Genomic DNA, 21,795 nt, shown 5'->3' with positions numbered 1-21,795 from the left:
GCGGGAGACGTCAGCCGTCACCCAGAGCGTCGAGCAACTCGCGCTCGCGCTGCGCGCTGAGTCCGGCTCGCCTCGCCCGATCCAGGCCCTGCTCGCGTTCCCAGCGCAGGGTGTCCGCCAGCAGCTCGGCCCGCGGCCGATGGCGCAGCCCCGCGTCGCGCGCCGCAGACCCACTCCGGGCCGCCCACCCTTCCCAGCCCGGCGCGACCACCCACATCGGCAGCGACTCGGCTCCCATGTATTCGGCGACTCCATTCGCGAGCAGCCATGCCGAGTCGACGGTGGCCACCGGCCCGGTGTGCCCGCCGAGGGACCGGGACAACTCGATCCATTCTTCGAACGGAACGACCGGACCGACGGCGTTGTAGATGCCTGTGGTGCCCTTCTCCGCGGCGTCGAGCAGCCAGGCGCTGAGGTCACGTACGTCAATTGCCTGTGTCGGCCTGGCCGGTGCGTCGGGAACCAGCATCGGTCCTCGCGGATCGCGTGCGGCACGGGCCACCCAGTAGCCGGAGCGTCCGCTGTGATCGCCCGGGCCGCCGATGAGACCGGCGCGTGCGATGAGGAGGCGGTTGCCCACGACGGCCGTCGACACCTGCTCGCAGGCGACCTTCGCCTCGCCGTACAGGGCGCGGTCGACCTCGCTCCGGTCGGTCGGGGCAAGGAGTGCCGCCGACTCGTCCGCGTCCGGTATGGCATGGGAGGCGTAGGCACTGACGGAGGAGACGTAGATCCAGTGCCTGGCCCTGTCGCCCAGTGCGTGGAGTGCCTCACGCACGAAGCCGGGCTGCCATGAGACCTCGATGACCGCATCCCATGCGCGGTCGAGTAGTGGCTCGTACGCCGAAGGATCGCGACGGTCGGCGGTCACCAGCGTGGCTCCGTCCGCGACTTCTCCGCTTTCGCCGCGGGCGAGGCATGTCACCTGGTGACCGCGCGCTATCGCCTGCCGCGACAGCTCGCGGCCCACCCATGCTGTTCCGCCCAGAACCAGGATCTCCATCCCCACACCCAAGCACCGCGAACACCGGGCGGCCAGGCGGGTTCGCTGCCGGCGGAGCCGATGTCGTCAACTGGCCACAGAGGCCCACGCGCAGAGCAGTCGGCAGATGCGTGGCCGGTGCCGTCAAACCGTCCTTGCCCATCCGCGCTCGCGTGGCCCGCGCCACCGCGTGACCGGCGGTGGGAATGCAGACGGGAATGCAGGAAGCTACGAGCTCTACGCCGGCGCTCCCTGGGAGGACGGCAGCAGTTCGAGCTGCTGAAGCATCGTGAGCTGATCGACCACGTGCCAGTGCTCGGCCAGCAGGTCACCCTCCAGGCGGAAGATGTCGATGCCCGCGAAGCGGCACGAGCGCCCTGTGGGCGGGATGCCCAAGAACGCGCCCGAGTGCGTTGCGTCATTCGTCCAGCGGACGACGACCCGGTCGTTCTCGGCAATGATGTCATCGACGGTGAAGGTGGGTGCCAATCCCTCCACGAGCATGGTCAATCGGTCCTTCAGCCCCTCGCGGCCGGCGCGCTGCCCCGGCAGCGGATCGTGCTCCTCGTAGTCCGCCACGGCAAACTCGTCGACGAGTTCCACGCGCCGGCCGTTCAAGACCTCGTCGTAGAACCGCCGTACCAGCGCCTTGTTGCTATCGATCGACATCGCGTCTCCTCCTCAGTCGCACGGAGGCGTCATTTTCACTATCCCACCGCTCGATCAGCACCAGCGGGAGGAAGCCCTGGAGGTGATCACCCCTGCTTTTCGAGGAGTGGGAGTTCCTTGGACTGAGGAGCGGGAGTTCTTCGGACTGCGGGCTCCTCGTCTCCGCAGCCCGACCACAGTGGGCAAATGTCCTGTAACCACAAGTAACCACAGGGCGTGGCCCCTGCCCTCTCTCGGCTCGCAGCGGGTGCGCCGTACGCCCGGATGGGGGACGCTGGGCACTGCTGCATCCCCGACTCGGCGAGGAGGTCTCGTGGACGCTTCAGGAAAGGCCGGGCTCTCTCCCGCAGCCCGAACCAAGGTGCGGACGGTCACTCTGCTGTGCGCGGCTGCGGCTCTCGCGGCGGGCGCGGTGCCCGCCTCCGCGCGGACCACGGCTGCCCCGGCACCGGATCCGGTCGTGGTCGTCGACTGCTTCTCCCGGCCCCAGATACGCCCCGACGAGTACCTGCTGGCCTGCGGCGACGGCAACAACCGCCTCGTCGAACTCCACTGGAAGACTTGGGGCACGCGCAAGGCGACGGCCACCGGCACCGACATGGTCAACGACTGCCGCCCCTACTGCGCGGCGGGCCGCTTCCACCCGTACCCGGTCACGGTCACCCTCAGCAACCCCAAGCCCTGGCCCGCCCACCCCGACACCCAGCGCTTCACCACCATCCAGCTCCACTACACCAACAGCGCACCGCCCCCCGGCTCCAAGGACGTGACCTTCAAGCTCTTCCCCTGAGCACGTGGCCCGGCGCCGATGCCGAACGTGTTCCGACGACGCCGCCCGCTACGCCGGAAGCCCGATGCGCCCCGTGACGGGCCGGTGCGCGCCGGCCCGTCACCCGTTCCACTGATGTACCCGGAAACGATCTCCTCGCGGGAGGGTCCCCAGTAACCTGTTGTGGCCCACGGGGGAGGGGATCCACTGATGAAGCGACTCGACGCCGCCGACCCGCGCCAGGTCGGGCCCTATGCGCTCATGGGACGCCTGGGTGCCGGTGGGATGGGGGCGGTGTATCTCGGGCGGTCGGCCGGTGGTCGTACGGTCGCGGTGAAGGTCGTGCGGCCGGATCTGGCGAGCGAGGACGGCTTCCGCGACCGTTTCCGGCGCGAGGTCGCGGCGGCGCGGCAGGTGTCGGGGGCCTTCACCGCCCCGGTCGTGGACGCCGATCCGGATGCCGCGGTGCCCTGGATGGCGACCGCGTTCGTCGTCGGTGTCTCCCTGCAGCAGGCGGTCACCACGAGAGGACCGCTGCCGGAGGACGCGTTACGGATGCTGACGGCCGGTCTCGCGGAGGCGCTGACCGGGGTGCATGCCGCCCAGGTGATCCACCGCGATCTGAAACCGGCCAACGTGCTGCTCGCCCTGGACGGGCCGCATGTCATCGACTTCGGGATCGCGCGGGCAGCGGACGGTACGGCGGTGACGTCGACCGGGGCGGTCGTCGGTTCGGCGCCGTACATGTCGCCGGAGCAGGCTCTGGGGCAGCCGCTCACCCCGGCGAGCGACCTGTTCTCGCTCGGGTCGACGGTCGCCTTCGCGGCGGGCGGCGCGAGCCCGTTCGGGGACGGGGCGGCGGCCGCGGTCATGTTCCGTGTCGTCCACACCGAACCGGACCTCTCCGCGGTCCCGGGGCGGCTGCGGCCCCTGGTCGAGCGGTGTCTCGCCAAGGACCCGGCCGATCGGCCGTCCCCGCGCGAGGTGATCGAGTTCATCGAGCGGGAGGACCGTCCACGGCCCGGGGCGGGGTGGCTTCCCGAGCCGGTGGCCGCGGACGTCCTCGCCCTGCGGTCGGTGCTGACGGCTCTGCCCCAGCCGGAACCGACGATGCCGCTGACGGGCCCGACGGACGTGCTGGGCTCATCGGACGTCGGCGGGCCGCCCGGCTCTCCGGGGCCGAGCCGCCGCAGGCTGCTCCTCGGCCTGGGAGGCGGGGCGCTCGCGGTCGCCGGAACCGGGGCCGTGTGGGCGCTGAACCGGGGCGCGTCCAGGAAGTCCGGCGGGAGCCGGACCGTCGCCCGTCCTTCGGCCGAGTCGGTCCCCGACGCACAGCTGGCCTGGAAGGTACGTCAGTCGGCCCCCTGCACGCAGGTGCTCACCGCGGGTGGCGTCGTCGCCTGCGTGTCCCTGCAACAGATCTGGGGGATCGACGGCAAGGGCACCGCGAAGTGGACGGTGAACGGCGCCGACCACGGCATGTCGTTCGCCGTGATGGGCCCCAACCCGAGGCCGGTCGCCGCCGTGGATGCCGGCCGTCTGTACGTGGGCGGACTGACGCACACCACGACGGGGACGGTGTCGACCGGGTTCCAGACCATCGGCAGGGCCGTTGTTCTCGGCATGCGCATGGCCGACGGCAAGGAACCGGCGCTGGCGACCCTGGACCGGTCGGAGAGCCTGGGGGTGCAGCTGCTCTGCGGTGTGCGTGACGGCCGCGCCCACCTGTTGTCCCTGACGACACAGGGCCTCGGGTCCATCACCGGATACGGCGCATGGGCTCTGGACCTCGCCTCCCGGCGTACCGCCTGGCTCCACACCACCGAGGCGACACCCATCTTCTGCGCCCTGCCGCACACCGGCGGCGGCCTTCTGTACGCCGGCGCCAAGAAACTGGTCGCACTCGACGCGAAGGGCGCCGTCGCCTGGTCGAAGGCGTTCGCCCCCTTCACGGTCGCCGCCGCCGGCCGGTACTTCATCGTCGTGGACTCGGCGGGCACGCTGTCCGCCCTGGAACCGGCGACGGGCAAGGTGGCGTGGAAGGCGACGGGCGTCGTCGGCGCGTCCCTCAGGGGCGACGGCATCGCGACCGACGAGAAGGGGACCGTGCTCTACGCCCTGTGGCGTGACGAGGACGGTGGCTTCTCGCTCGCCGCCCGGGACAGCGCGACCGGCGAGATTCGATGGAGGACGCCGATACCGGCCGACGACAAGAGCTCCGCGTACTTCGGCGCCAGGCTGCTGTACGCCGACAAGAACGTATACCGAATGGGGGCGGACTGCGTGCTGTGGGCCTTCGACGCGTCGAACGGCAAACCCCGCTGGAAGCACACCGGCTGGAAGGGGACCAATCCCGTGAACCTCGCCTGGAGCGCCGGGGACAACCGGCTGTGCGTCTCGAACCCGGCTCAGACGACGGTCGCCGCCCTGCAAGCGAACGGGGCCTGAGCATGGAGCCGTTGGGCCCCTCGGATCCGCCTCGGATCGGCCCGTACCTCCTGCTGGGCCGCCTGGGCGCCGGCGGCATGGGAGCGGTGTACCTGGGACGTTCGGCCGGTGGACGTACCGTCGCGGTGAAACTCGTACGTCCCGAACTGGCCGGTGACGCGGTGTTCCGCGCACGGTTCCGGGCGGAGGTGACGGCGGCCCGTGCGGTGTCCGGCGCCTTCACCGCCCCGGTCGTCGACGCCGATCCCGAGGGACCGGTGCCGTGGATGGCGACCGCGTTCGTGCCGGGCGTCCCGCTCGCCCGGGCGGTGGCCCTCGGCGGACCGCTGCCGGAGAAGTCGCTGCGTGCCCTGGCGGCCGGCATCGCCGAGTCACTGGAGGCGATCCACAACGCGGGTCTCACCCACCGGGACCTCAAACCGAGCAACGTCCTGCTCGCCCTGGACGGCCCCCATGTCATCGACTTCGGCATCGCCCGTGCCGTCGACGGCACGGCCCTGACGGCCACTGGCACGATCCTCGGTACCCCTTCGTACATGTCGCCGGAACAGGCCACGGACCGGCCGGTCGGCCCGGCGAGCGACGTGTTCTCGCTGGGCTCGACGCTCGCGTTCGCCGCGCGCGGAGAGGGGCCGTTCGACGGCGGTCGGCCGGCGGACGTCCTCAAGCGGGTGGTCCGCGAGGAGCCGGATCTCTCGGCGGTGCCGGACGGGCTGCGGCTCCTCGTCGCCGCGTGTCTGGCGAAGAATCCCGCCGACCGCCCGACGCCGCGTCAGGTCGTCGAGGCGGTCGCTCGGGGAGCGGCCCCGTGGTCGGCGGGGGCGTGGCTGCCGCCCGCGCTGATCGCGGCGATCGAGGAGGCCGCGGCGGTGATGGCGCCCTCGGTGACCGCGGCCCCTCCCCCGCCGGGCTCGGCCCCGCCCGGCAGTTCGCCGACCGCGACCACGGCAGCGCTGCCTCCCACGAGCGGCACTCTCCTGCTGCCTCCCGCGCCCTCGTACCCGCCACAGCCGCCCCCGCCGGCCCGGACGGTCGGCCGCCGCGGACTGTTGCTCGGGATGGCGGGTGGCGCGGTGGCGCTGGCGGGCGGCGGCACGGCGCTCGGGCTGTGGCTCGGGCGCGACTCCCCCGGGACGACCCCGCCCACCGGGAAGCGGCCCGCCCCCGCCCTGACCGACCCGGCGCGCCCGCTCGGCACCACCGTCTCCGCCACCGCGCTGTGGACGGTGCCCGTGGCCGAACCGGTCGTGCAACTCGCGGCCGACGGGGACACCGTCGTCGCGTTCAGCGCCAAGCACATGTGGGCCTTCGACCGCTCGGGCCGCCGCAGATGGGGGCCGCTGTCCAACGTTCCCGACCGAGGGGGTGCGGCCATCGGGGGCCTCCATGCCGCCGTCGGCGGCGGCATGGCGTACACCCTCGTCCACAGCGGCACCATGTACCACAGCCTGCGGGCCGTCCGCCTGGACACCGGCGCCGTCGCCTGGACCGCGGCCCTGCCACAGCGGATCACGTCGGATGCGACCGTGCCCGGCATGCTCGACGGCCACGTGTACATCACCGGTGGGGCGACGACGTTCGACATCACCAAACCCCAGCAAGCGTCCCGGGGCGGCACGTTCATCTGGGCCGTGGACACCGTCGGCCGCAAGTTCGCCTGGGGATCGTTCATCACGGACCCGGACACCCAGTACAGCCGCGGCAAGCTGTTCATCCCGTCGTCCGGCACACGCCTGTTCTACGCGAGCGACAACAGCGACGGCAGCGCGCCGATGATCGCGGGCATCGACGTCCGGGGCAAGGGGAAGGCCGCCTGGGAGCAGCCGGCCCCCGGCGCGGGAGGAAGCTATCTCGACCAGCACCTGAAGGGCAGCTACGGTCCCTGGCGCGACGGCCCGCACTCCTCGGCCGGCGGCTGGTTCCTCCATGTGTCGGACCTCCTCTACGCCATCGACCCGGCCAACGGGCAGGTCGTCTGGCGCTCCCCCAAGGTCCCCTTCAAGGCCGTGGTGGCGAGTCCGGACGGGAAGACGGTCTATGCCGCGGGCCGGATCGGACTCGACATCGTCGTCTACGCGCTCGACGCCCGCACCGGCACCGTGCGCTGGGCGGGGTCCCTGCCGGACTCGTCGGGGCCCCCGCCCGTGATGCAGAGCGCGGACGACACCGTCTACCTCTCCATGGGCGGCCGCCTCTGGGCCCTGAACACGAGGGACGGGAAGGCCCGTTGGACGTACGAGCTCAACCCGACGCTGTCGTTCACCCCGCAGCCTGCGCTCTGGGCGGGCGGCGGCAGGGTCTACGGCATGTCGGCGAAGGGGCTGGTGGCCGTCAGCGCCACCGGACGGTGAGGACGTGGGTGACGGGCTTTCGGCGGCCCGTCCCTTCGACCAGCGGCCGGACCGTCGCGTTTCTTCGGCCGCGGACTCCTTTTTGGGGCGCGGGCTGAATCCTTTCGGCAGGCCCGTGCCTCTTATACGCGTACCGGCAAACGCCCGTACGTGTCTGGAGGTTGTGATGGTCATTGGTATCGCTGTCGCCGTCGGAGTCGTACTTCTCTGCACGTGCAGCTTCGTCGTCATGCGCAAACGAGGTCGGGCACGTGGCTGACCCGACCTGGCCCGGCGAGCAGCTGATCCTCGCGGCGCAGCGCGGTGACGTCGATTCGATCACCGCGCTGGTGTCGGGCTCGCATCCGAACGTGCGGCGATTCGCCCGCTCGCTCTGCGCCACGCCCGAGGATGCCGAGGACGCGGCGCAGGAGGCGTTGATCATCCTGTACCGCAAGATCGGGATGCTACGGGCGTCCGGCGCCCTGGCCTCGTGGATGTTCCGCATCGTCCGCAACGAGTGTCTGCGGCGCGCGCGGACGATGCGGGAACACGTCCCCGTGCCGGACGCCGCCGTGCGCTCGGCCGAGGAGGAGGTCCTGCAACGCCTTGAAACCGGCAGGGTGGTGGCGGCGATCGCCGCTCTCCCCGCCGACCAGCGCCGCGTGCTGATCATGCGAGACGTCCAGGGCTACAGCGGACGGATGGTCGCCGACGCGCTGGGTCTCAGTACCGCCGCGATGAAATCGCGCCTGCACCGCGCCCGCGCGGCTGTTCAACTCGCCCTGCGTCCCGCACCCGACTCGGCTCCTGGAGGAAACGATGACCGCGACGAAGACTGACCGCCCCGACTTCGCGAGCACCTCCCTGCCCCGGCACCTCATCCGGGGCGTGGTCGGCTTCGGCGGCCTGATCGGCTCGTTCGCGCTGATCCCGGCGGTCGGCGCGATCAGCCTGCTTCTCCTGCCGGTCGGCGTACTGGCACTGCGCGGCTGTCCGATGTGCTGGACGATCGGCCTGATGCAGACCGTCTCGAGGGGCCGGCTGCAGCGGTCCTGCGAGAACGGCCAGTGCAAGGTGACCGTCGCCGGGAGATGAAGCGCACCCGTGAGGATGCCTCCTCTGGTCTTCCGGGGGTGAGGCGCCGGGGCCTCAAGCCGGGTGGGTGCGGCGGGTGAAGGCGCGGCCGGTGACGGCGATTCCCAGGGCGGCGGCGACCAGGGCCGCCGCGGCGGTGAAGGTGATGCGCATCCCGTCGGCGACATCGGCAGGGTGCGCGAGGGTGAGGTCGCTGGTTCCCGCGGCCAGGGCGAAGACGGCGCCCATGACGGAAGTACCGGTGATCAGGCCGAGGTTGCGGGAAAGGCTGAGCATGCCGGAGACGACGCCGCGCTGGGTGGGCTCGATGCCGGACATGACGGAGGTGTTGTTGGCGGTCTGGAACAGGGCGTAGCCGGCGGTGAGGACGACGAGAGGAGCAAGGTAACCGGGGGCGCCAAGGGCAGTGGGAAGGGCCGCGAGGGCGGCGCAGCCGGCGACGAGGGCGGCCAGCCCCAGGACGGTCATGCGCTGGGCGCCGAGGCGGTCGACGACGCGGCCCGCTGGTATGCCGGTCAGCGCGGCCACCAAGGGGCCGGTGGACATGACCAGGCCGACCGGGGCCGCGTCCAGGCCCAGGGCCCGGGAGAGGTAGAAGGGCCCGACGACCAGGGTGGTCATCATGACGGTGGAGACGAGGGTGCTGGTGGCGAGGCCGGTGCTGACGACGGGGCCGCGCAGGGTGGCGGGGCGGATCAGAGGTGCGGCGGTTCGGGATTCGGTGAGGACGAACAGGCCGGTGCCGACGGCGGTGGCGAGGAGCAGGGCGGTGTTGAGGAGGCCGAAGGAGCCGTGGCCGAGGGTCATGGCCAGGGCGTAGGCGCCGAGGGTGAGGGCGAGCAGAAGGGTGCCGAGGCCGTCGAAGCGGGTGTCGCCGCCTGTGGGGCTGGGCCGGCCGGCGGGCAGATGCCGGTGGACGAGTATCAGGGTGGCAGCGCCCAGGGGCACGCTGACAAGGAAGACCGCTCTCCAGCCGAAGCCGGAGATCAGGACTCCGCCGAGGGAGGGGCCGAGGGCGGTGCCGATCGCGGACATCGTCCCGAGCAGGCCCATGGCGCTGCCGGTCCGGTCCTTGGGGACGGCCTCGCTGACGAAGACCATGGTCAGCGCCATCATGACGGCCGCGCCCAGCCCTTGGGCCGCGCGGGCGGCGACGAGTAGCCACAGGGTGGGCGCCAGGCCGCAGAGGACGGAGGCCGCGGTGAACAGCGTGATGCCGGCGAGCAGCAGACGACGGCGGCCGGTGAGGTCGCCCAGGCGCCCCACCCCGACGATGAGTGTGGTGATGGCGAGGAGGTAGGCCAGGACGATCCACTGCACCTCCTGGAAGGAGGCGTGGAAGGTCTGCGCCAGGGTGGGCAGAGCGACGTTGGCGATGCTGGTGCCGAGCGAGGACAGCAGCATCGACCCGGACAGGCCGGCGAGCGCCCATCGGGCCGAGGGGGTACGGCGCGCGGGCCGGGCCGCCGGCCCGGTTCTCTCTGTGGACAGTGCGGACATGGCTCGCTCCTGGGTACGGGCGGCGGCTGAAGGCCGCTGGCGTGGGGTCGACGCCCACGATGGACGCCTCCCTCGCCGCCGGCCAACAGCGTTTGCCGATACGGCAAATGGGGTGCGCCGTGTTTCACCCGCCCGCGGACTTGAGCGTCCCGGTGACGCGGAGGGCGTTCTCGGTGTTGAGGCCGAGGCGGGATGCCCAGGCCAGGGCGTCGTCGAGGGTGGCGTCCGCGTCGGCGAGGTGGGCGGCCGTGAGGGCCGGGGGCACTTTGCCGTCGTTCAGCAGGGTGTGCCACTGGCGTCCGGTGAGGGAGAGGTAGCGGAGTTCCGTCAGGTCGGCCAGGACGGTCGGGTCGGCGATCTCGGATCCGGAGAGATCGAGACCGCGCAGCTGGGACGCGGTACGCAACGGAGTGAGATCGGCGGGCGCGGACGTGGTCAGATCGAGGGACGCCAGGTGGGCGTGGCCTGCGAGGGCGGTCAGATCACCGCCGTCGAGGGTGACACGCAGCGATTCGACCGGCAGGCCACGCACCGGGGTCAGGTCGGCGGCTGTGGAGCGGTTGAGGTGAAGCCGGCGGAGGTTGGGGGCGGCGGTGAGCGGTGCGAGGTCGACGAAGCCGCTGGCGTCGTTGACGTGGATGGCCTGGAGGGAGGGCGGGACTTCGTCGGGGATCTCGCCGATGATCTGCCGAGGGGTCGAATCGACGCGGGGTTCGAGCAGGGATATGTGGTCACCGCGCTTCTCGAACGCGCCTTGGTCCAACAGTTCCAGGTAGCGGCCGAGGCGTGAGGTGATCGAGTCGTCGACGTAGGCGGGACCGTCGTCGTAGTCGCGGCCGGTACGGATGATCTGGCCAGGGCGTCCGTCGGCGGCCGGGTCCGTGTCGACGGCCAGGTAGTTGCCGTCCTCGCTCGTGGCGAAGCGCAACCAGCCGCGGTGGCCTCCGCAGCGGCGGACGGTGTCGGTGGGGGTGGCGTCGAAGACGACGGCGTCCCATTCCAGGTCCCAGCCGTACCAGGGCCGTTCGCCCCCGCTCCACTCGGTGTGCTCGGCGACCAGGCTTTCCAGCGACAGCCAGGCATTGCCCTGGAAGAGGTAGCGGTGCTCGTAGCCGGTGCCGTCACCGTCGGCGATCAGGTAGAGCGCCCGCAGGTCGGCGGGCAGTTTGCGCCCGAGGCGGCGCTCGGCTTCGTCGATCGCGGCGGCCGTGGCGGGCGGAGGCAGTTCGTCGGCGTGCCCGAGGATCGCGGCGCGCCGCTCGAGATAGGCGCGGAAGCGGGCCACGGCAAGCTCGGGGTCGCCCGCCGGTGCGGCGGTCCCGGGCTCCTGGTGCACGCCGGGCTGGGGCAACCGGTAGTCGGGGTCGAGGACCACCTGGAAGCCGCTGCCCGGCCCGGTCACCCGGGCGATGGCGTCGTTGAAGGCGACGAACTGGTACTCGCCGGACGGGCGGCACCGGAACTCGAGGCTGACGGGCTCCCAGCCACGCTCCTCGCGCAGTAGCTCCGCGAGCGCCATGAGCTCCATGTAGGGATTGGGCACCCCCGTGTTCCAGCGGTTTCGGGACGGTGTGTAGCCGCCGGTCGCCGACGTACCACCACGCCCCGCCCTGCTGTGCAAGACCGCGTGCGTCCAGCCGCTGGGGGCGTTCGCGACGATCGCCTCGACTATCGGTTGGACGGCCTGCTCCACCATGCTCTGCTCCCGCGTTGTCGATGTTGCAGGGATCATGGCAGCGACCACTGACAGTGCGGTTGCGGGGCCCGGGGACCAACGGGGTGAGACGGCGCAGTGTCAGGCTCGTCGTCGTGGCACGTAGCACCGCAGTGCAGTTGAGCGACGGCCGTGGAGCAGCAGGGCGGGAAACAGGCTGACGTTCTATGCCGCCGGGGAGCCTTCCCTGTCAGCTGCGTTACGCCACCTAATCTGTCGAAAAAGAGCCCCCGTGAAAGGAACGATCCCATGCCCTCTCGCCTCAACCCGTACATCGGTTTCGACGGTGACGCCCGGCAAGCCATGGAGTTCTACAAGGAGGTATTCGGCGGAACGCTGACGTTGAACACCTTCGGGGAATTCGGACAGGCGGAGGCGGGCGACGCTGCCGACAAAATCATGCACAGCATGCTCGAGACCGACAGCGGCTTCACGCTCATGGCCGCCGACACCCCGCCGGGAATGCCGTACAACCCGGGGACCAATATCTCGGTGAGTCTGAGCGGGGACGACGCGGAGGAGCTGCGCGGCTACTGGAACAAGCTTTCCGGCGACGGCACGGTTTCGGTTCCCCTGGAGAAGCAGATGTGGGGCGACGTCTTCGGCATGTGCACGGACCGCTTCGGGATCACCTGGCTCGTCAACATCAGCGAGCAGCAGGCCTGAGCGGAGACCCGGGTCGGCGCATGGCCGTCCCGTGACGGGGGCGCCCGGCGTGGTGGACACGTCTCGACCCCGCCGGCGCCGATCCCCTCAACGCCTCGCAACCCGCGGCGAGTTCGCGGGCGCACAGGTCAGCCTCCGCTCGGCCGAGTGCGTCATGTCCATTGACAGGCCCATCACCCGTCAGCATGCTGAGAGCGCTCTCAGGACACCCCCACACACCTCAGGAGCCCCCTCATGCCCTCCCTCCACCGTCGCAAGCTCAAGGTGCTCATCCCCGTCACCGCCGCCCTCGTCGGCGCCGGACTCACGCTCGCCGGTCCCTCTCCCACCGTCCGGGCGAACACGGCCGGAGCCACCGCCGTCCCGGCCACCATCCCGCTCACCTTCAAGAACAATTCCAACCGCGGTGAGCAGATCTACGTCTACAACCTCGGCACCGAGCTCTCCACCGGCCGCCAGGGCTGGGCGGACGCGAGCGGAACCTTCCACCCCTGGCCGGCCGGCGGATCCGTACCCGTCCCGGCGCCCGACGCGGCCATGGCCGGGCCCGCCAGGGGCCAGTCCATGACGATCCGTCTGCCGAAGTTCTCGGGCCGCGTCTACTTCAGTTACGGCCAGAAGCTGGTCTTCAAGCTCGCGACGGGCGGCTTGGTGCAGCCGGCCGTCCAGAACCCGAGCGACCCCAACAGAAACATCCTCTTCAACTGGTCCGAGTACACGCTCAACGATTCGGGGCTCTGGATCAACAGCACCCAGGTCGACATGTTTTCGGCGCCGTACGCCGTCGGCGTCAAGCGCCCCGACGGCAGTGTCGCCACCACCGGCCGCCTCAAGCCCGGCGGCTACAACGGCTTCTTCAACGCACTCAGGGGCCAGCCGGGCGGCTGGGCGAACCTCATCCAGACCCGGCCCGACGGCACCGTACTGCGCGCCCTCGCACCTGGTCACGGCATCGAGGCCGGCGCACTTCCGTCGAACACCATGAACAACTACATCGACCGCGTCTGGGCCAAATACGCCGGCTCGACGCTCACCGTGACGCCGTTCGCCAACCAGCCCTCCGTGAAGTACTACGGCCGCGTATCGGGCAACACCATGAACTTCACCAACACTTCCGGAGCCCTCGTCACGTCCTTCCAGAAGCCCGACTCCGACAGCGTGTTCGGCTGCTACAAGCTGCTCGACGCGCCCAACGATCAGGTGCGCGGCCCCATTTCGCGTACCCTCTGCGCGGGCTACAACCGCTCCACCCTGCTCACCAACCCCAACCAGCCGGACACCTCTTCGGCCGGCTTCTACCAGGACACGGTGACCAACCACTACTCCCGCAAGATCCACGCCCAGATGACGGACAGCAAGGCGTACGGCTTCGCCTTCGACGACGTCGGCGCTCACGAGTCGCTCGTACACGACGGCGACCCGCAGCAGGCCTACGTCACGCTCGATCCGTTCGACTAGGCCGGCGGGCCTGTGCCTCGGCGCCTCAGCGTTTCCGGGCGCATACGCCTGCCCCATGCCCAGTCATCACGGGCATGGGGCAGGCGGAGTCTGCCTCCGAGGCAGGAATCCGGTCACGTCGCGCGCCCGGTGAGCGAGCGCGCCGTACCGGTGAGGGTTAGGAGATGTGGAACGAGCTGGTGTGGAACTTGTACAACTCGGTCTCGTCGACCCTCACGTAGTAGGCGTCCGTCTTGCTGCCTTCGGCCTCGTGGCTCTCTTCCCAGCCGCCGCCTTCGACCCCGTAGTGAGTCTCCTGGCCGCCTTCGGGACCGAAGGTGAACGCGGCAGCGGGAGACGCCGCGATGAAGCCGACGGTCATCAGGCCGGCCAGAGTCAGTGAAACGCGCCGAAGCATGGTTTCTCCTTGGAGTTGTGGATCACTCGCAACGACTGTTGACCAGGCACCCCCGCGCCGCACGCAGGCGCGCCAAAAGGAGACCCGGTCGGAGGAGCTCACGAGCAGCGCCACCGCGCAACCCGGGACTGCGCCTGGTGATACGCCCGACCCCGGCGGACGCGGCGCCGAAGTCGTCACCGCGACACACTTCCCCGCCGACCGTCAGGCGGCCGGGAAGGGAACGTGACCCCGAGGCGGCTCACCGGCCGCCGGTCGAGGATCCGATGACCACCGTGCGCGCCCATTCCGGCGGCAGGTCCGGCACGTACTCGGGATCGTCCTCGTCCCACGACCCGGTCTCGTGCTGCCGGGGGAACAGACCCACCACCGTCCGGCACGGCGGTCGCGTGGTCGGCCAGGGCGTCTGTCCGTCCGTCAGGACCACGATGACATCCGGTCGCGCCGGCGCCCGGAGCGCCTTGGCGAAGCCCGTACGCAGATCCGTCCCCCCACCGCCGATCAGCGGAATCCCCTCGGCCCGGCAGAGCGGGTGCACGATCCGGGCCGACGCGTCGCACGGCAGAACGATGATCAGGTCCCGACGGCCGCCGACGGCACGGGAGATCGCGGCGACTTCGTGGAGGGCGCTGCCCAGTTCGGTGTCGCTGACCGACCCGGAGGTGTCGATGACCACGGAGACCCGGGGCGGCCTGCGCCTCAGACTCGGGAGAACGGCGCCGGGCACCCCGGCGGAGCGCCGCGACGGGCGCCCGTACGTGTAGTCCTCACCCGCTCCGGAGCCGGAGGCGGCCGAGCGGACGGCCGCTCCCAGCAGCTCCCGCCACGGCTGCGGCGGGTGGAAGGCCTCCTCCGCCCAGCGCTGCCACCCCTTCGGGGCGCTCCCCGGGCGGCCGGTGATGCCCTGCGCCACGCGGAACCGCACCGCGTCCCGCTCCTGGTCGCTGAGGCCGTGCGCACCGTCCGGTCCCAGCTCCCACTCCCGTTCGAGCCCGTCGGCGCCACTGCCGCAGTCAAGCCAGGCCAGGCTCTGCGTACGCGGCCCGAGCCGGAACTGACGCAGGTAGTCCTCCATGAGCTGCCCCGCGCGCAGCTCCAGGAGCTGGGGCATGACAGCGCCTTCGGGCCGGGCCAGCCCGTCGCCGAACGCGTCGTCGTTGATCTCGAAGTCCGCGGCGATGTTCATCCGCAGCCGATCCCCGGGGCTCGTCAATCCGCGCTCCCGGGCGACCCGGTCGCTGCGCTGGTGGTGGTCGCGCAGCAGGTGCGACACCTCGTGCACCCACACGCCGGCCAGTTCCTCCACCGGTGTACGGGCCACGAACGCGGGCGAGACGTAGCACCGCCAGTGCCGGTCGACGGCCATCGTCGGTACCCGGCGCGACTCCACGGTGTGCAGGGCGAACAGCGCGGTCGCCAAGTACGGGCGGACGCGCGCGGCGTGCAGCCGGGCGGCGAAGAGCTTGTCGGTGTCCAGGGTCCCCGGTATTTCTGGTGTTCCCGGTGCGTCCCGCGTCTCCGGCGCCGCCGCTGTCGCAGGGGCGTTGGGTGCAGCCAACCGGTCCGGTGTTTCCGGTGTTTCCGGGGCGTCCGCCGTCATCGGCCTGCCCTCGCGGCGACGCCGACGCGGGCCGCCGCGTCATCTGCCCGCCGGGACAGGGAGACGGCTCCGGCGAGCTGCTCGATCGCCCGGGGAACGTCCCAGTCCTCGCGGCGCAGCGAGGCCAGCGTGGTCGCGGGGACGACCACCAGGTCCGGAGCTCCGGTCTCCACCGCCCGGACGAGAAGCGACCACGCCGCGTCCCAGCGGGACTTCTCCGGGCGGTTGCGGACCGCCTCCACCACACCTTCGAGTGTCGCTTGGCGCCGATCTCCCCGCTCGGGCAGGACGGCAGCCGCGGGGTCGGCGAGAAGCACCTCGGGGTCCGGGAGGTCCATCCGGTCCATCACGGCCAGCATCTCCAGCCCGGGGCCGTCCCCCACCGTGCCCCTGATCAGCAGGGACAGTACGTCCCGGGAAGAGCCGGCCGCGGTCGCGAAGGCGATCAGACGCAGTGTCATCTCCCAGCTGCGGGGTGAGGGCCAGGGGCCGCCTCGGCGCGTTTCGCTGCTGGGCAGTCGGTGCACGAGTGCCGGGCGTGCGGTGAGGAGCCCGCACACCGCGCGACGGGCGAGGTCCACGGCGTCCGGCAGGCGCTCCGGAGCGAGCGGTGGGAGTGCCGCCCGGGGCCACGTCCCGCCGAGGCCGCGCACCACGACCTCGTGGTCGTGCGTCCACTGAAGATGAACGAACCGGTTGGCCAAGGGCGGGCTCAGCTCCCAGCCGTCCGCTGCCGAGGACCGCGGATTGGCGGCGGCGACGATCCGGACCTCCGGCGGCAGTCGCAGGGCACCGATCCGCCGCTCGAGCACCAGGCGGAGCAGGGCGGCCTGCACGGCGGGAGGCGCGGTGGACAGCTCGTCCAGGAACAGCAACCCTCGGCCGGCCCGTACCAGTCGTACGGCCCAGTCCGGCGGGGCCATCGGGACTCCTTGCTCCGCGGGGTCGTCTCCGACGATGGGCAGGCCCGAGAAGTCGGATGGTTCGTGCACGCTGGCGATCACTGTCGTCAGCGGAAGGTCCAGGGCCTCGGCGAGCTGCGTCAGCGCCGCGGTCTTGCCGATCCCCGGCTCACCCCACAGGAGCACGGGCAGGTCGGCGGCCACGGCCAGGGTCAGGGCCTCGAGTTGGTTGTCCGGCCGCGGTTCGGTGGTCGTGTCACGCAGCAGGGCCAGCAGGTCACCGGCGACGTCGAGCTGGGAGGCCTGGGCGGCTGGGACGGAAGGCGTGGTGGTGGCAGCGAACTGGCTGTGCGTGGGCAAGTTTCATCACCTTTGGGTGTGTGGTGAGCCAAGTGGGTGCGGGGACGGAGGTCCCATGAGGCGGCGAGGCCGCGTGGCGCGGGTGCGGGTGCGGGGGGACGGATGTCCCTGGTCAGCGACGAGTCGCGCGGCGTGGGCGGGGGCCTGAGCGGTGGTTGTGCGGTTGGCGAGGGGCCGGGCCGACGCAGCCGGGTCCGGGTTCCGCCAGGCCGGCTCGGAACAGTCCGTGGAGGATTTGCCGCCGCGCGGCTGCCTCCAGTTCCTCCCGTAGAGCGCCGTTGCGCAGGAGTGCGTCGGGGCCGAGCAGACCTTCGACGACCGCCAGCGCGCCGGGGATGTCGCCGTGGTCCAGACGCTCGCGCACGCCGGTGAGGCACTCGGGACGACGATGCGCCTCGTCGATCGCCCGCAGGCAGGGAAGCGGAGTACCGGTCAGTGCGACCAGCAGTTCCTCCCGCCGGATCTCGGCGGGGTCGTGGTCCAGCGGGGCCAGTACGCCGTCGACCAGGCCGATCCGGTGCCGCGCGCCCCGGCAGTCCACGAGGCGCGGCTGTCCTGCCAGGTCCGGACGCGGGGAGGGGACGTTCGGCGAGTACTCCGGTACGAGTGCCGAGGCGACCAGCGGGTGCAGCCGGTCGGCGTCGATCGCACCGGCGCGGATCAGTTCCAGGTCGGGCAGCACCCAGGTCGCCGCGTCGGGCAGGACCGGCAGCGCGGAGGCGGCGCCATCCGTGGACGCGGCCGCGATCCGCATCGCGAGCGGCCCGGCCCCGTCCCGGCCGGCGACCAGGTCCAGGACCAGTGGATGTCGGTTCCCGAGCCGTACGGCGACGGGACCTGCCTGCCGCCGCTCGGCCCGGAGCAGAATCTCGCCCTCGGCCGCCCACCGGTCGACGGCGCAGCGGCGCCCCTGCGGCACGACCCCCCGAGGATCCGGATCCCTCGCGGAAACGGCATCGGAGGACTGCCGATCGGCCCCGGACCGGATCCGCAGCTCATCGGTTCTGCGCGTGTCCCACAGGTGGCGGTGCAGGTCGAGGCGGAACCGCCGGTTGGGGCGCGGATGTGGATGACGGCGGGCGTCGGCCTCGTAATGGGATCCGTCCCACAGGGCGAGGCTGATCCGCTGACCGGCGTCCGCCCACGCCGGCGGTGTCCGGGCAACGAGGTGGACCGGGCGTTTGCCGTCGGGCCCCGCAGCGCCGTACCGAGCCAGGGTGATCGTCAGACCCGGGCGCAGAAGTCCGTCGGGAGCGATCCTGGGCATGTGCCAGCGCAGCAGGTCAGGAGCCAGATGACGGAGATCGGCCCGGACTTGGGCCACGAGTTCCCGGCCATGGGTGCGGGCCACGGAACGCAGGTTGAGATCGACATCGATGCCCGCGGCGGCGCACGCCCCCGCCCAGTCGCCGGTACAACGGCGGGCGGTCGCAGTCTCGATCATGGACGGCGGCACGGCGAACTCGCGCACGCGCAGCCAGAGGGAAAGGCGGGAATCCCCATTCGCGGTTTGAGTGAGCATCAGCACTCACCTTGCGCGGACGGGACCCCCATTCTGTTAACGGAGTGAGTCATCATCGGGATGATCCTATCGCCCCGCTCTGCGATCCACCAGATTTTTCGGCGCTCTGCGGTCATTCCTCGGTCGCGCCCCTCCAGCGGCCGTACGGAGAAGCCGTGTTCAGCCCGGGGTGCGCCTCGCCGTGTTGACCATCGCGTACGGGAACCGCCGTCGCGCGGGGGACGGAACAGTCTGCGCCACTGACCAGCGTCAGGTGGCGAGGAGCTAGATCCAGAGGCGGCCGAGCCAGCGTCCTGTACCACCGACAGGCGTACGAACCCGTCGCCGTGGAATGTCGTGCACCGTAGGGCGGTTGTCCCCGATGAGCAAGCGCTGAGCATGTGCCGTCGAGAGGAACGCAGTGGCAGAGCCGTTTTCCGTACCCGTCGTCGTGCGCGGATACGAGACCGACACCCAGGGCCACCTCAACCAGGCCGTCTATCTCCAGTACGCCGAGCATGCCCGCTGGTCGCTGTTGCAAGAGGCCGGCATCCGGCAGGCGGACCTGCTGGAGAAGGGTCTGGGGCCGGTCGCTCTGGAAGTGACGGTGCGCTATCTGCGCGAGCTCCGGGCGGGCGACGAGGTGGAGGTGACGTGCGCCTTCATCTGGGGTGAGGGCAAGACCTTCCGTATCGAACAGACGATCCGCAAGGTCGATGGCACCGTGGCCGCCGAGGTGACCGGTGTCGGCGGACTGCTGGACCTGAAGGAGCGCAGAATGGTCGCGGAGCCGCGCGAGTACTTCCGCAAGCTGGCGGACGCCCCGGAGGTCTTCGGTCTCTGACCCGGGCTCGCCCGGCGTCGCTTTCTCGCCCCTGGATGACCGGCGGGCGACCGAGGCGCGGCGTCACGGCCCGTGGCCGTCCCGATGGCGGGGAGCGGAGCGCGGGGAGCGGCGCCCCTCTCCGGGGGCGCCGCTCCCTGCGCGACAGCGCTTCATCCTGCTGCGAGGGGTGCCTCGCGGCTCACCCCGCACCCGCAGGCGGTCAGTCCTTGAAGACGTCCTTGATCTTCTCCTTGGCCTGGCGGGCGTCGCCCTTGGCCTGCTCGCCGCGCCCCTCGGCTTCCATGCGCTCGTTGCCCACGGCGCGGCCGATGCTCTCCTTGGCCTTGCCCTTGGCCTGCTCGGCCTTCGACTGGGCCTTCTCCTCGGCGGACACAAAGATCACTCCTTCTGGCCGGTACGGCACCACTAGGTGTCGGAGACCGCCTTGCCGCTACGGTCCGGCCCAAACCCGGGGACTCGACGGTGGGACGGACACCGCCGGCCGGGAGTCTGCACAATCGGTACGTGACCGATGACGACGCATATCTCTGGCTCGAGGACGTTCAGGGTGAGGCCGCGCTGGCCTGGGTGGCCGAGCGGAACGCGGAGACCCGGGCGGAGCTGGTCTCCGATCCCGGTTTCGAGCGGCTGCGGGTGGACGTGCGTGAGGTGCTCGACGACGCCGACCGGATCCCGTACACCGTCCGCTACGGCCGCTTCCTCTACAACTACTGGCGGGACGCCGGCCGGCCCAAGGGGGTCTGGCGGCGTACGACGCTGGAGCAGTACCGCAAGGACGCCCCCGAGTGGGAGATGCTCCTCGATGTCGACGCCCTGGCGGAGGCGGAGGGAGAGAAGTGGGTGTGGGCCGGCGCCGCCGTGCGGTACCCGGACTACCGAAGGGCCCTGGTCAGCCTGTCGCGTGACGGCTCGGACGCGGTGGTGGTCAGGGAGTTCGATCTCGCGGCACGCGCGTTCGTCGAGGGCGGGTTCGAGGTCCCCGAGGCGAAGACCCGCATCAGCTGGATCGACGAGGACCGCGTCTTCGTCGGCACGGACACGGGACCGGACTCGCTCACCGCGTCCGGGTATCCGCGGACGGTCCGCCGGTGGCGGCGCGGTACGGCGCTGGAGGACGCGGAGCTCGTCTTCGAGGCCGATCACGGGGATGTGTCGGCCGATGGCTGGCGCAGCGAGACGCCCGGCTTCGAGCGGGACTTCGTCTCCCGTTCCCGGGACTTCTGGCACGACGAGCTGTTTCTGCTGGCCGACGACGACACGCTGGTGAAGATCGAGGTGCCGGACGACGCCGGCGCGTACGCCTGGCGGCAGTGGCTGATCGTCACGCCGAAGTCGCCCTGGCTGGGCCACCCGGCGGGCTCGCTCCTCGCCTTCGACTTCGACGCCTTCCTCGCCGGGGGCCGGGACGCGCAGGTGCTGTTCACGCCGGACGAGCACACCGCGCTGGTCGGGCACTCCTGGACCCGGCACCATCTGATCCTGACGACACTGGTCGATGTCTCCTCGCGCGTCGAGGTCCTCACCCCGGCCGCCGACGGCTGGACGCGGCGCGCGCTGGCGGAGGTGCCGCCGCTGTCCTCGGCGACCGTTACCGACACCGATCCGGATGTCTCCGACGAGTACTTCCTCGACGTGGACGGCTATCTGCAGCCCTCCACGCTCCACCGGGGGGAGATCGGGGCAGAGAGCGAGATCGTCAAGCGGGCCCCCGCGTACTTCGATGCCGCCGGTCTGTCGGTGCGGCGGTTCTTCGCCGTCTCACCGGACGGCACGCGGGTGCCGTACTTCGTCGTCGGCCCCGACCGCGCGAGCGGCCCTGGTCCGGCGCTGCTGTACGGGTACGGAGGCTTCAGGGTCTCCCTGACACCCTTCTACGGTCCGGTGACCGGCAGGGCGTGGCTCGCGCGCGGGGGCACGTACGTCGTCGCGAACATCCGCGGCGGTGGCGAGTACGGGCCGCGCTGGCACCAGGCCGCCCTCGGCGCGGACCGCACCCGCGCGTTCGAGGACTTCGCCGCCGTGGCGGCCGACCTCGTCGCCCGGCACATCACCACGCCCGCGCAGCTCGGGATCGCCGGCGGCAGCAACGGCGGTCTTCTGATGGGCGCGATGCTCGCCCGCTACCCGGAACTGTTCGCCGCCGTCGTCGCCAAGGTGCCGCTCCTGGACATGCTCCGCTTCCACAAGCTCCTCGCCGGGGCGTCCTGGGTCGGCGAGTACGGCGATCCCGACAGTGACGCCGACCTCTCCCACCTGCGGGCCATCTCTCCCTATCACCATCTGTCGGCCGACCCGGTGTATCCGCCCGTGCTCCTGATGACCTCCACCCGTGACGACCGCGTCCACCCCGGTCACGCCCGCAAGGCGGCGGCGCGCCTGCGCGAACTGGGCCATCGGGTGCTCTTCCACGAGAACACCGGCGGTGGTCACGGCGGTGCCACCGACAACGAACAGGCCGCCTTCAACCACGCGCTGGCGTACACGTTCCTGTGGAGACACCTCGGCACGCCGCCGTCGTGACGGAGGCCCAGGACACCGGGCGCGCCCCGGGGGC

General features: G+C 71.2%; 18 protein-coding genes. 9 read left to right on the top strand and 9 right to left on the bottom strand.

The features are described 5' to 3' along the window. Window positions 1–10: 10 nt before the first annotated feature. Both ACZ5VC_RS13180 and ACZ5VC_RS13175 read right to left on the bottom strand, forming a co-directional pair. Window positions 11–1,003 carry an NAD-dependent epimerase/dehydratase family protein gene (locus ACZ5VC_RS13180; protein WP_469120143.1) on the bottom strand — a complete coding sequence of 331 codons (993 nt, stop codon included), beginning with the start codon at window positions 1,001–1,003 and terminating at the stop codon, window positions 11–13. 216 nt (window positions 1,004–1,219) lie between these two features. Beyond that, window positions 1,220–1,651 (bottom strand): ester cyclase, encoded by a 432-nt coding sequence (locus ACZ5VC_RS13175; RefSeq protein ID WP_469120142.1) that lies wholly within the window; start codon window positions 1,649–1,651, stop codon window positions 1,220–1,222. A gap of 313 nt (window positions 1,652–1,964) precedes the next feature. Between ACZ5VC_RS13175 and ACZ5VC_RS13170 the strand changes: the two genes are divergently transcribed. From ACZ5VC_RS13170 to ACZ5VC_RS13150, 5 genes are all read left to right on the top strand, one after another. Continuing rightward, on the top strand, window positions 1,965–2,441 hold the full coding sequence (locus ACZ5VC_RS13170) for a hypothetical protein (RefSeq protein ID WP_469120141.1): 477 nt from the start codon (window positions 1,965–1,967) through the stop codon (window positions 2,439–2,441). Window positions 2,442–2,630: 189 nt separating this feature from the next. Then, on the top strand, window positions 2,631–4,868 hold the full coding sequence (locus tag ACZ5VC_RS13165; RefSeq protein ID WP_469120140.1) for a protein kinase domain-containing protein: 2,238 nt from the start codon (window positions 2,631–2,633) through the stop codon (window positions 4,866–4,868). Window positions 4,869–4,870: 2 nt separating this feature from the next. Further along, a complete protein-coding gene (locus tag ACZ5VC_RS13160; RefSeq protein ID WP_469120139.1) occupies window positions 4,871–7,219 on the top strand; it encodes a protein kinase domain-containing protein in 2,349 nt (782 codons plus the stop codon). Window positions 7,220–7,470: 251 nt separating this feature from the next. After that, the gene (locus tag ACZ5VC_RS13155; protein ID WP_469120138.1) at window positions 7,471–8,040 is read left to right on the top strand and encodes an RNA polymerase sigma factor; all 570 of its coding nucleotides are present in this window, start codon (window positions 7,471–7,473) and stop codon (window positions 8,038–8,040) included. Beyond that, window positions 8,021–8,296: a hypothetical protein gene (locus ACZ5VC_RS13150; RefSeq protein WP_469120137.1), complete on the top strand. Its 276-nt coding sequence runs from the start codon at window positions 8,021–8,023 to the stop codon at window positions 8,294–8,296. The genes ACZ5VC_RS13155 and ACZ5VC_RS13150 overlap by 20 nt, the downstream gene beginning before the upstream one ends. Before the next feature lie 54 nt (window positions 8,297–8,350). Here the strand turns inward: ACZ5VC_RS13150 and ACZ5VC_RS13145 are convergent, their stop codons facing one another. Both ACZ5VC_RS13145 and ACZ5VC_RS13140 read right to left on the bottom strand, forming a co-directional pair. Further along, window positions 8,351–9,796, bottom strand: coding sequence for an MFS transporter (locus tag ACZ5VC_RS13145; protein WP_469120136.1), 1,446 nt, complete (start codon window positions 9,794–9,796; stop codon window positions 8,351–8,353). A gap of 124 nt (window positions 9,797–9,920) precedes the next feature. Further along, window positions 9,921–11,492: an SMI1/KNR4 family protein gene (locus tag ACZ5VC_RS13140; RefSeq protein WP_469120135.1), complete on the bottom strand. Its 1,572-nt coding sequence runs from the start codon at window positions 11,490–11,492 to the stop codon at window positions 9,921–9,923. A 267-nt stretch (window positions 11,493–11,759) separates the two neighbouring features. On the opposite strand from ACZ5VC_RS13140, the gene ACZ5VC_RS13135 reads away from it, so the two are divergent. Together ACZ5VC_RS13135 and ACZ5VC_RS13130 are read left to right on the top strand one after the other, a co-directional pair. Next, the gene (locus tag ACZ5VC_RS13135; protein ID WP_469120134.1) at window positions 11,760–12,176 is read left to right on the top strand and encodes a VOC family protein; all 417 of its coding nucleotides are present in this window, start codon (window positions 11,760–11,762) and stop codon (window positions 12,174–12,176) included. Between the two features lie 234 nt (window positions 12,177–12,410). Then, entirely contained in the window at window positions 12,411–13,634 is a 1,224-nt protein-coding gene (locus ACZ5VC_RS13130; RefSeq protein WP_469120133.1) for a glycoside hydrolase family 64 protein, read from the top strand. 157 nt (window positions 13,635–13,791) lie between these two features. Here the strand turns inward: ACZ5VC_RS13130 and ACZ5VC_RS13125 are convergent, their stop codons facing one another. From ACZ5VC_RS13125 to ACZ5VC_RS13110, 4 genes are all read right to left on the bottom strand, one after another. Further along, window positions 13,792–14,031, bottom strand: a complete 240-nt coding sequence (locus ACZ5VC_RS13125) for a hypothetical protein (RefSeq protein WP_469120132.1) — start codon at window positions 14,029–14,031, stop codon at window positions 13,792–13,794. A 241-nt stretch (window positions 14,032–14,272) separates the two neighbouring features. Beyond that, entirely contained in the window at window positions 14,273–15,631 is a 1,359-nt protein-coding gene (locus ACZ5VC_RS13120; protein WP_469120131.1) for a vWA domain-containing protein, read from the bottom strand. Beyond that, a complete protein-coding gene (locus tag ACZ5VC_RS13115; RefSeq protein ID WP_469120130.1) occupies window positions 15,628–16,893 on the bottom strand; it encodes an AAA family ATPase in 1,266 nt (421 codons plus the stop codon). Before ACZ5VC_RS13115 ends, ACZ5VC_RS13120 begins: the two co-directional genes overlap by 4 nt. 112 nt (window positions 16,894–17,005) lie before the next feature. Then, the gene (locus tag ACZ5VC_RS13110) at window positions 17,006–18,415 is read right to left on the bottom strand and encodes a hypothetical protein (RefSeq protein ID WP_469120129.1); all 1,410 of its coding nucleotides are present in this window, start codon (window positions 18,413–18,415) and stop codon (window positions 17,006–17,008) included. Window positions 18,416–18,815: 400 nt separating this feature from the next. Here ACZ5VC_RS13110 and ACZ5VC_RS13105 point away from each other — a divergent pair, with 400 nt between their 5' ends. After that, on the top strand, window positions 18,816–19,238 hold the full coding sequence (locus tag ACZ5VC_RS13105) for an acyl-CoA thioesterase (RefSeq protein ID WP_469120128.1): 423 nt from the start codon (window positions 18,816–18,818) through the stop codon (window positions 19,236–19,238). A 202-nt stretch (window positions 19,239–19,440) separates the two neighbouring features. Here ACZ5VC_RS13105 and ACZ5VC_RS13100 read toward each other — a convergent pair whose 3' ends face one another. Next, the gene (locus tag ACZ5VC_RS13100) at window positions 19,441–19,614 is read right to left on the bottom strand and encodes a CsbD family protein (RefSeq protein ID WP_468712681.1); all 174 of its coding nucleotides are present in this window, start codon (window positions 19,612–19,614) and stop codon (window positions 19,441–19,443) included. 131 nt (window positions 19,615–19,745) lie between these two features. Between ACZ5VC_RS13100 and ACZ5VC_RS13095 the strand changes: the two genes are divergently transcribed. After that, a complete protein-coding gene (locus ACZ5VC_RS13095) occupies window positions 19,746–21,761 on the top strand; it encodes a prolyl oligopeptidase family serine peptidase (protein WP_469120127.1) in 2,016 nt (671 codons plus the stop codon). Window positions 21,762–21,795 lie beyond the last annotated feature (34 nt).

It is taken from the genome of Streptomyces sp. NPDC033174, assembly GCF_055577795.1.
This window is presented reverse-complemented; position numbering and strand designations above follow the sequence as displayed.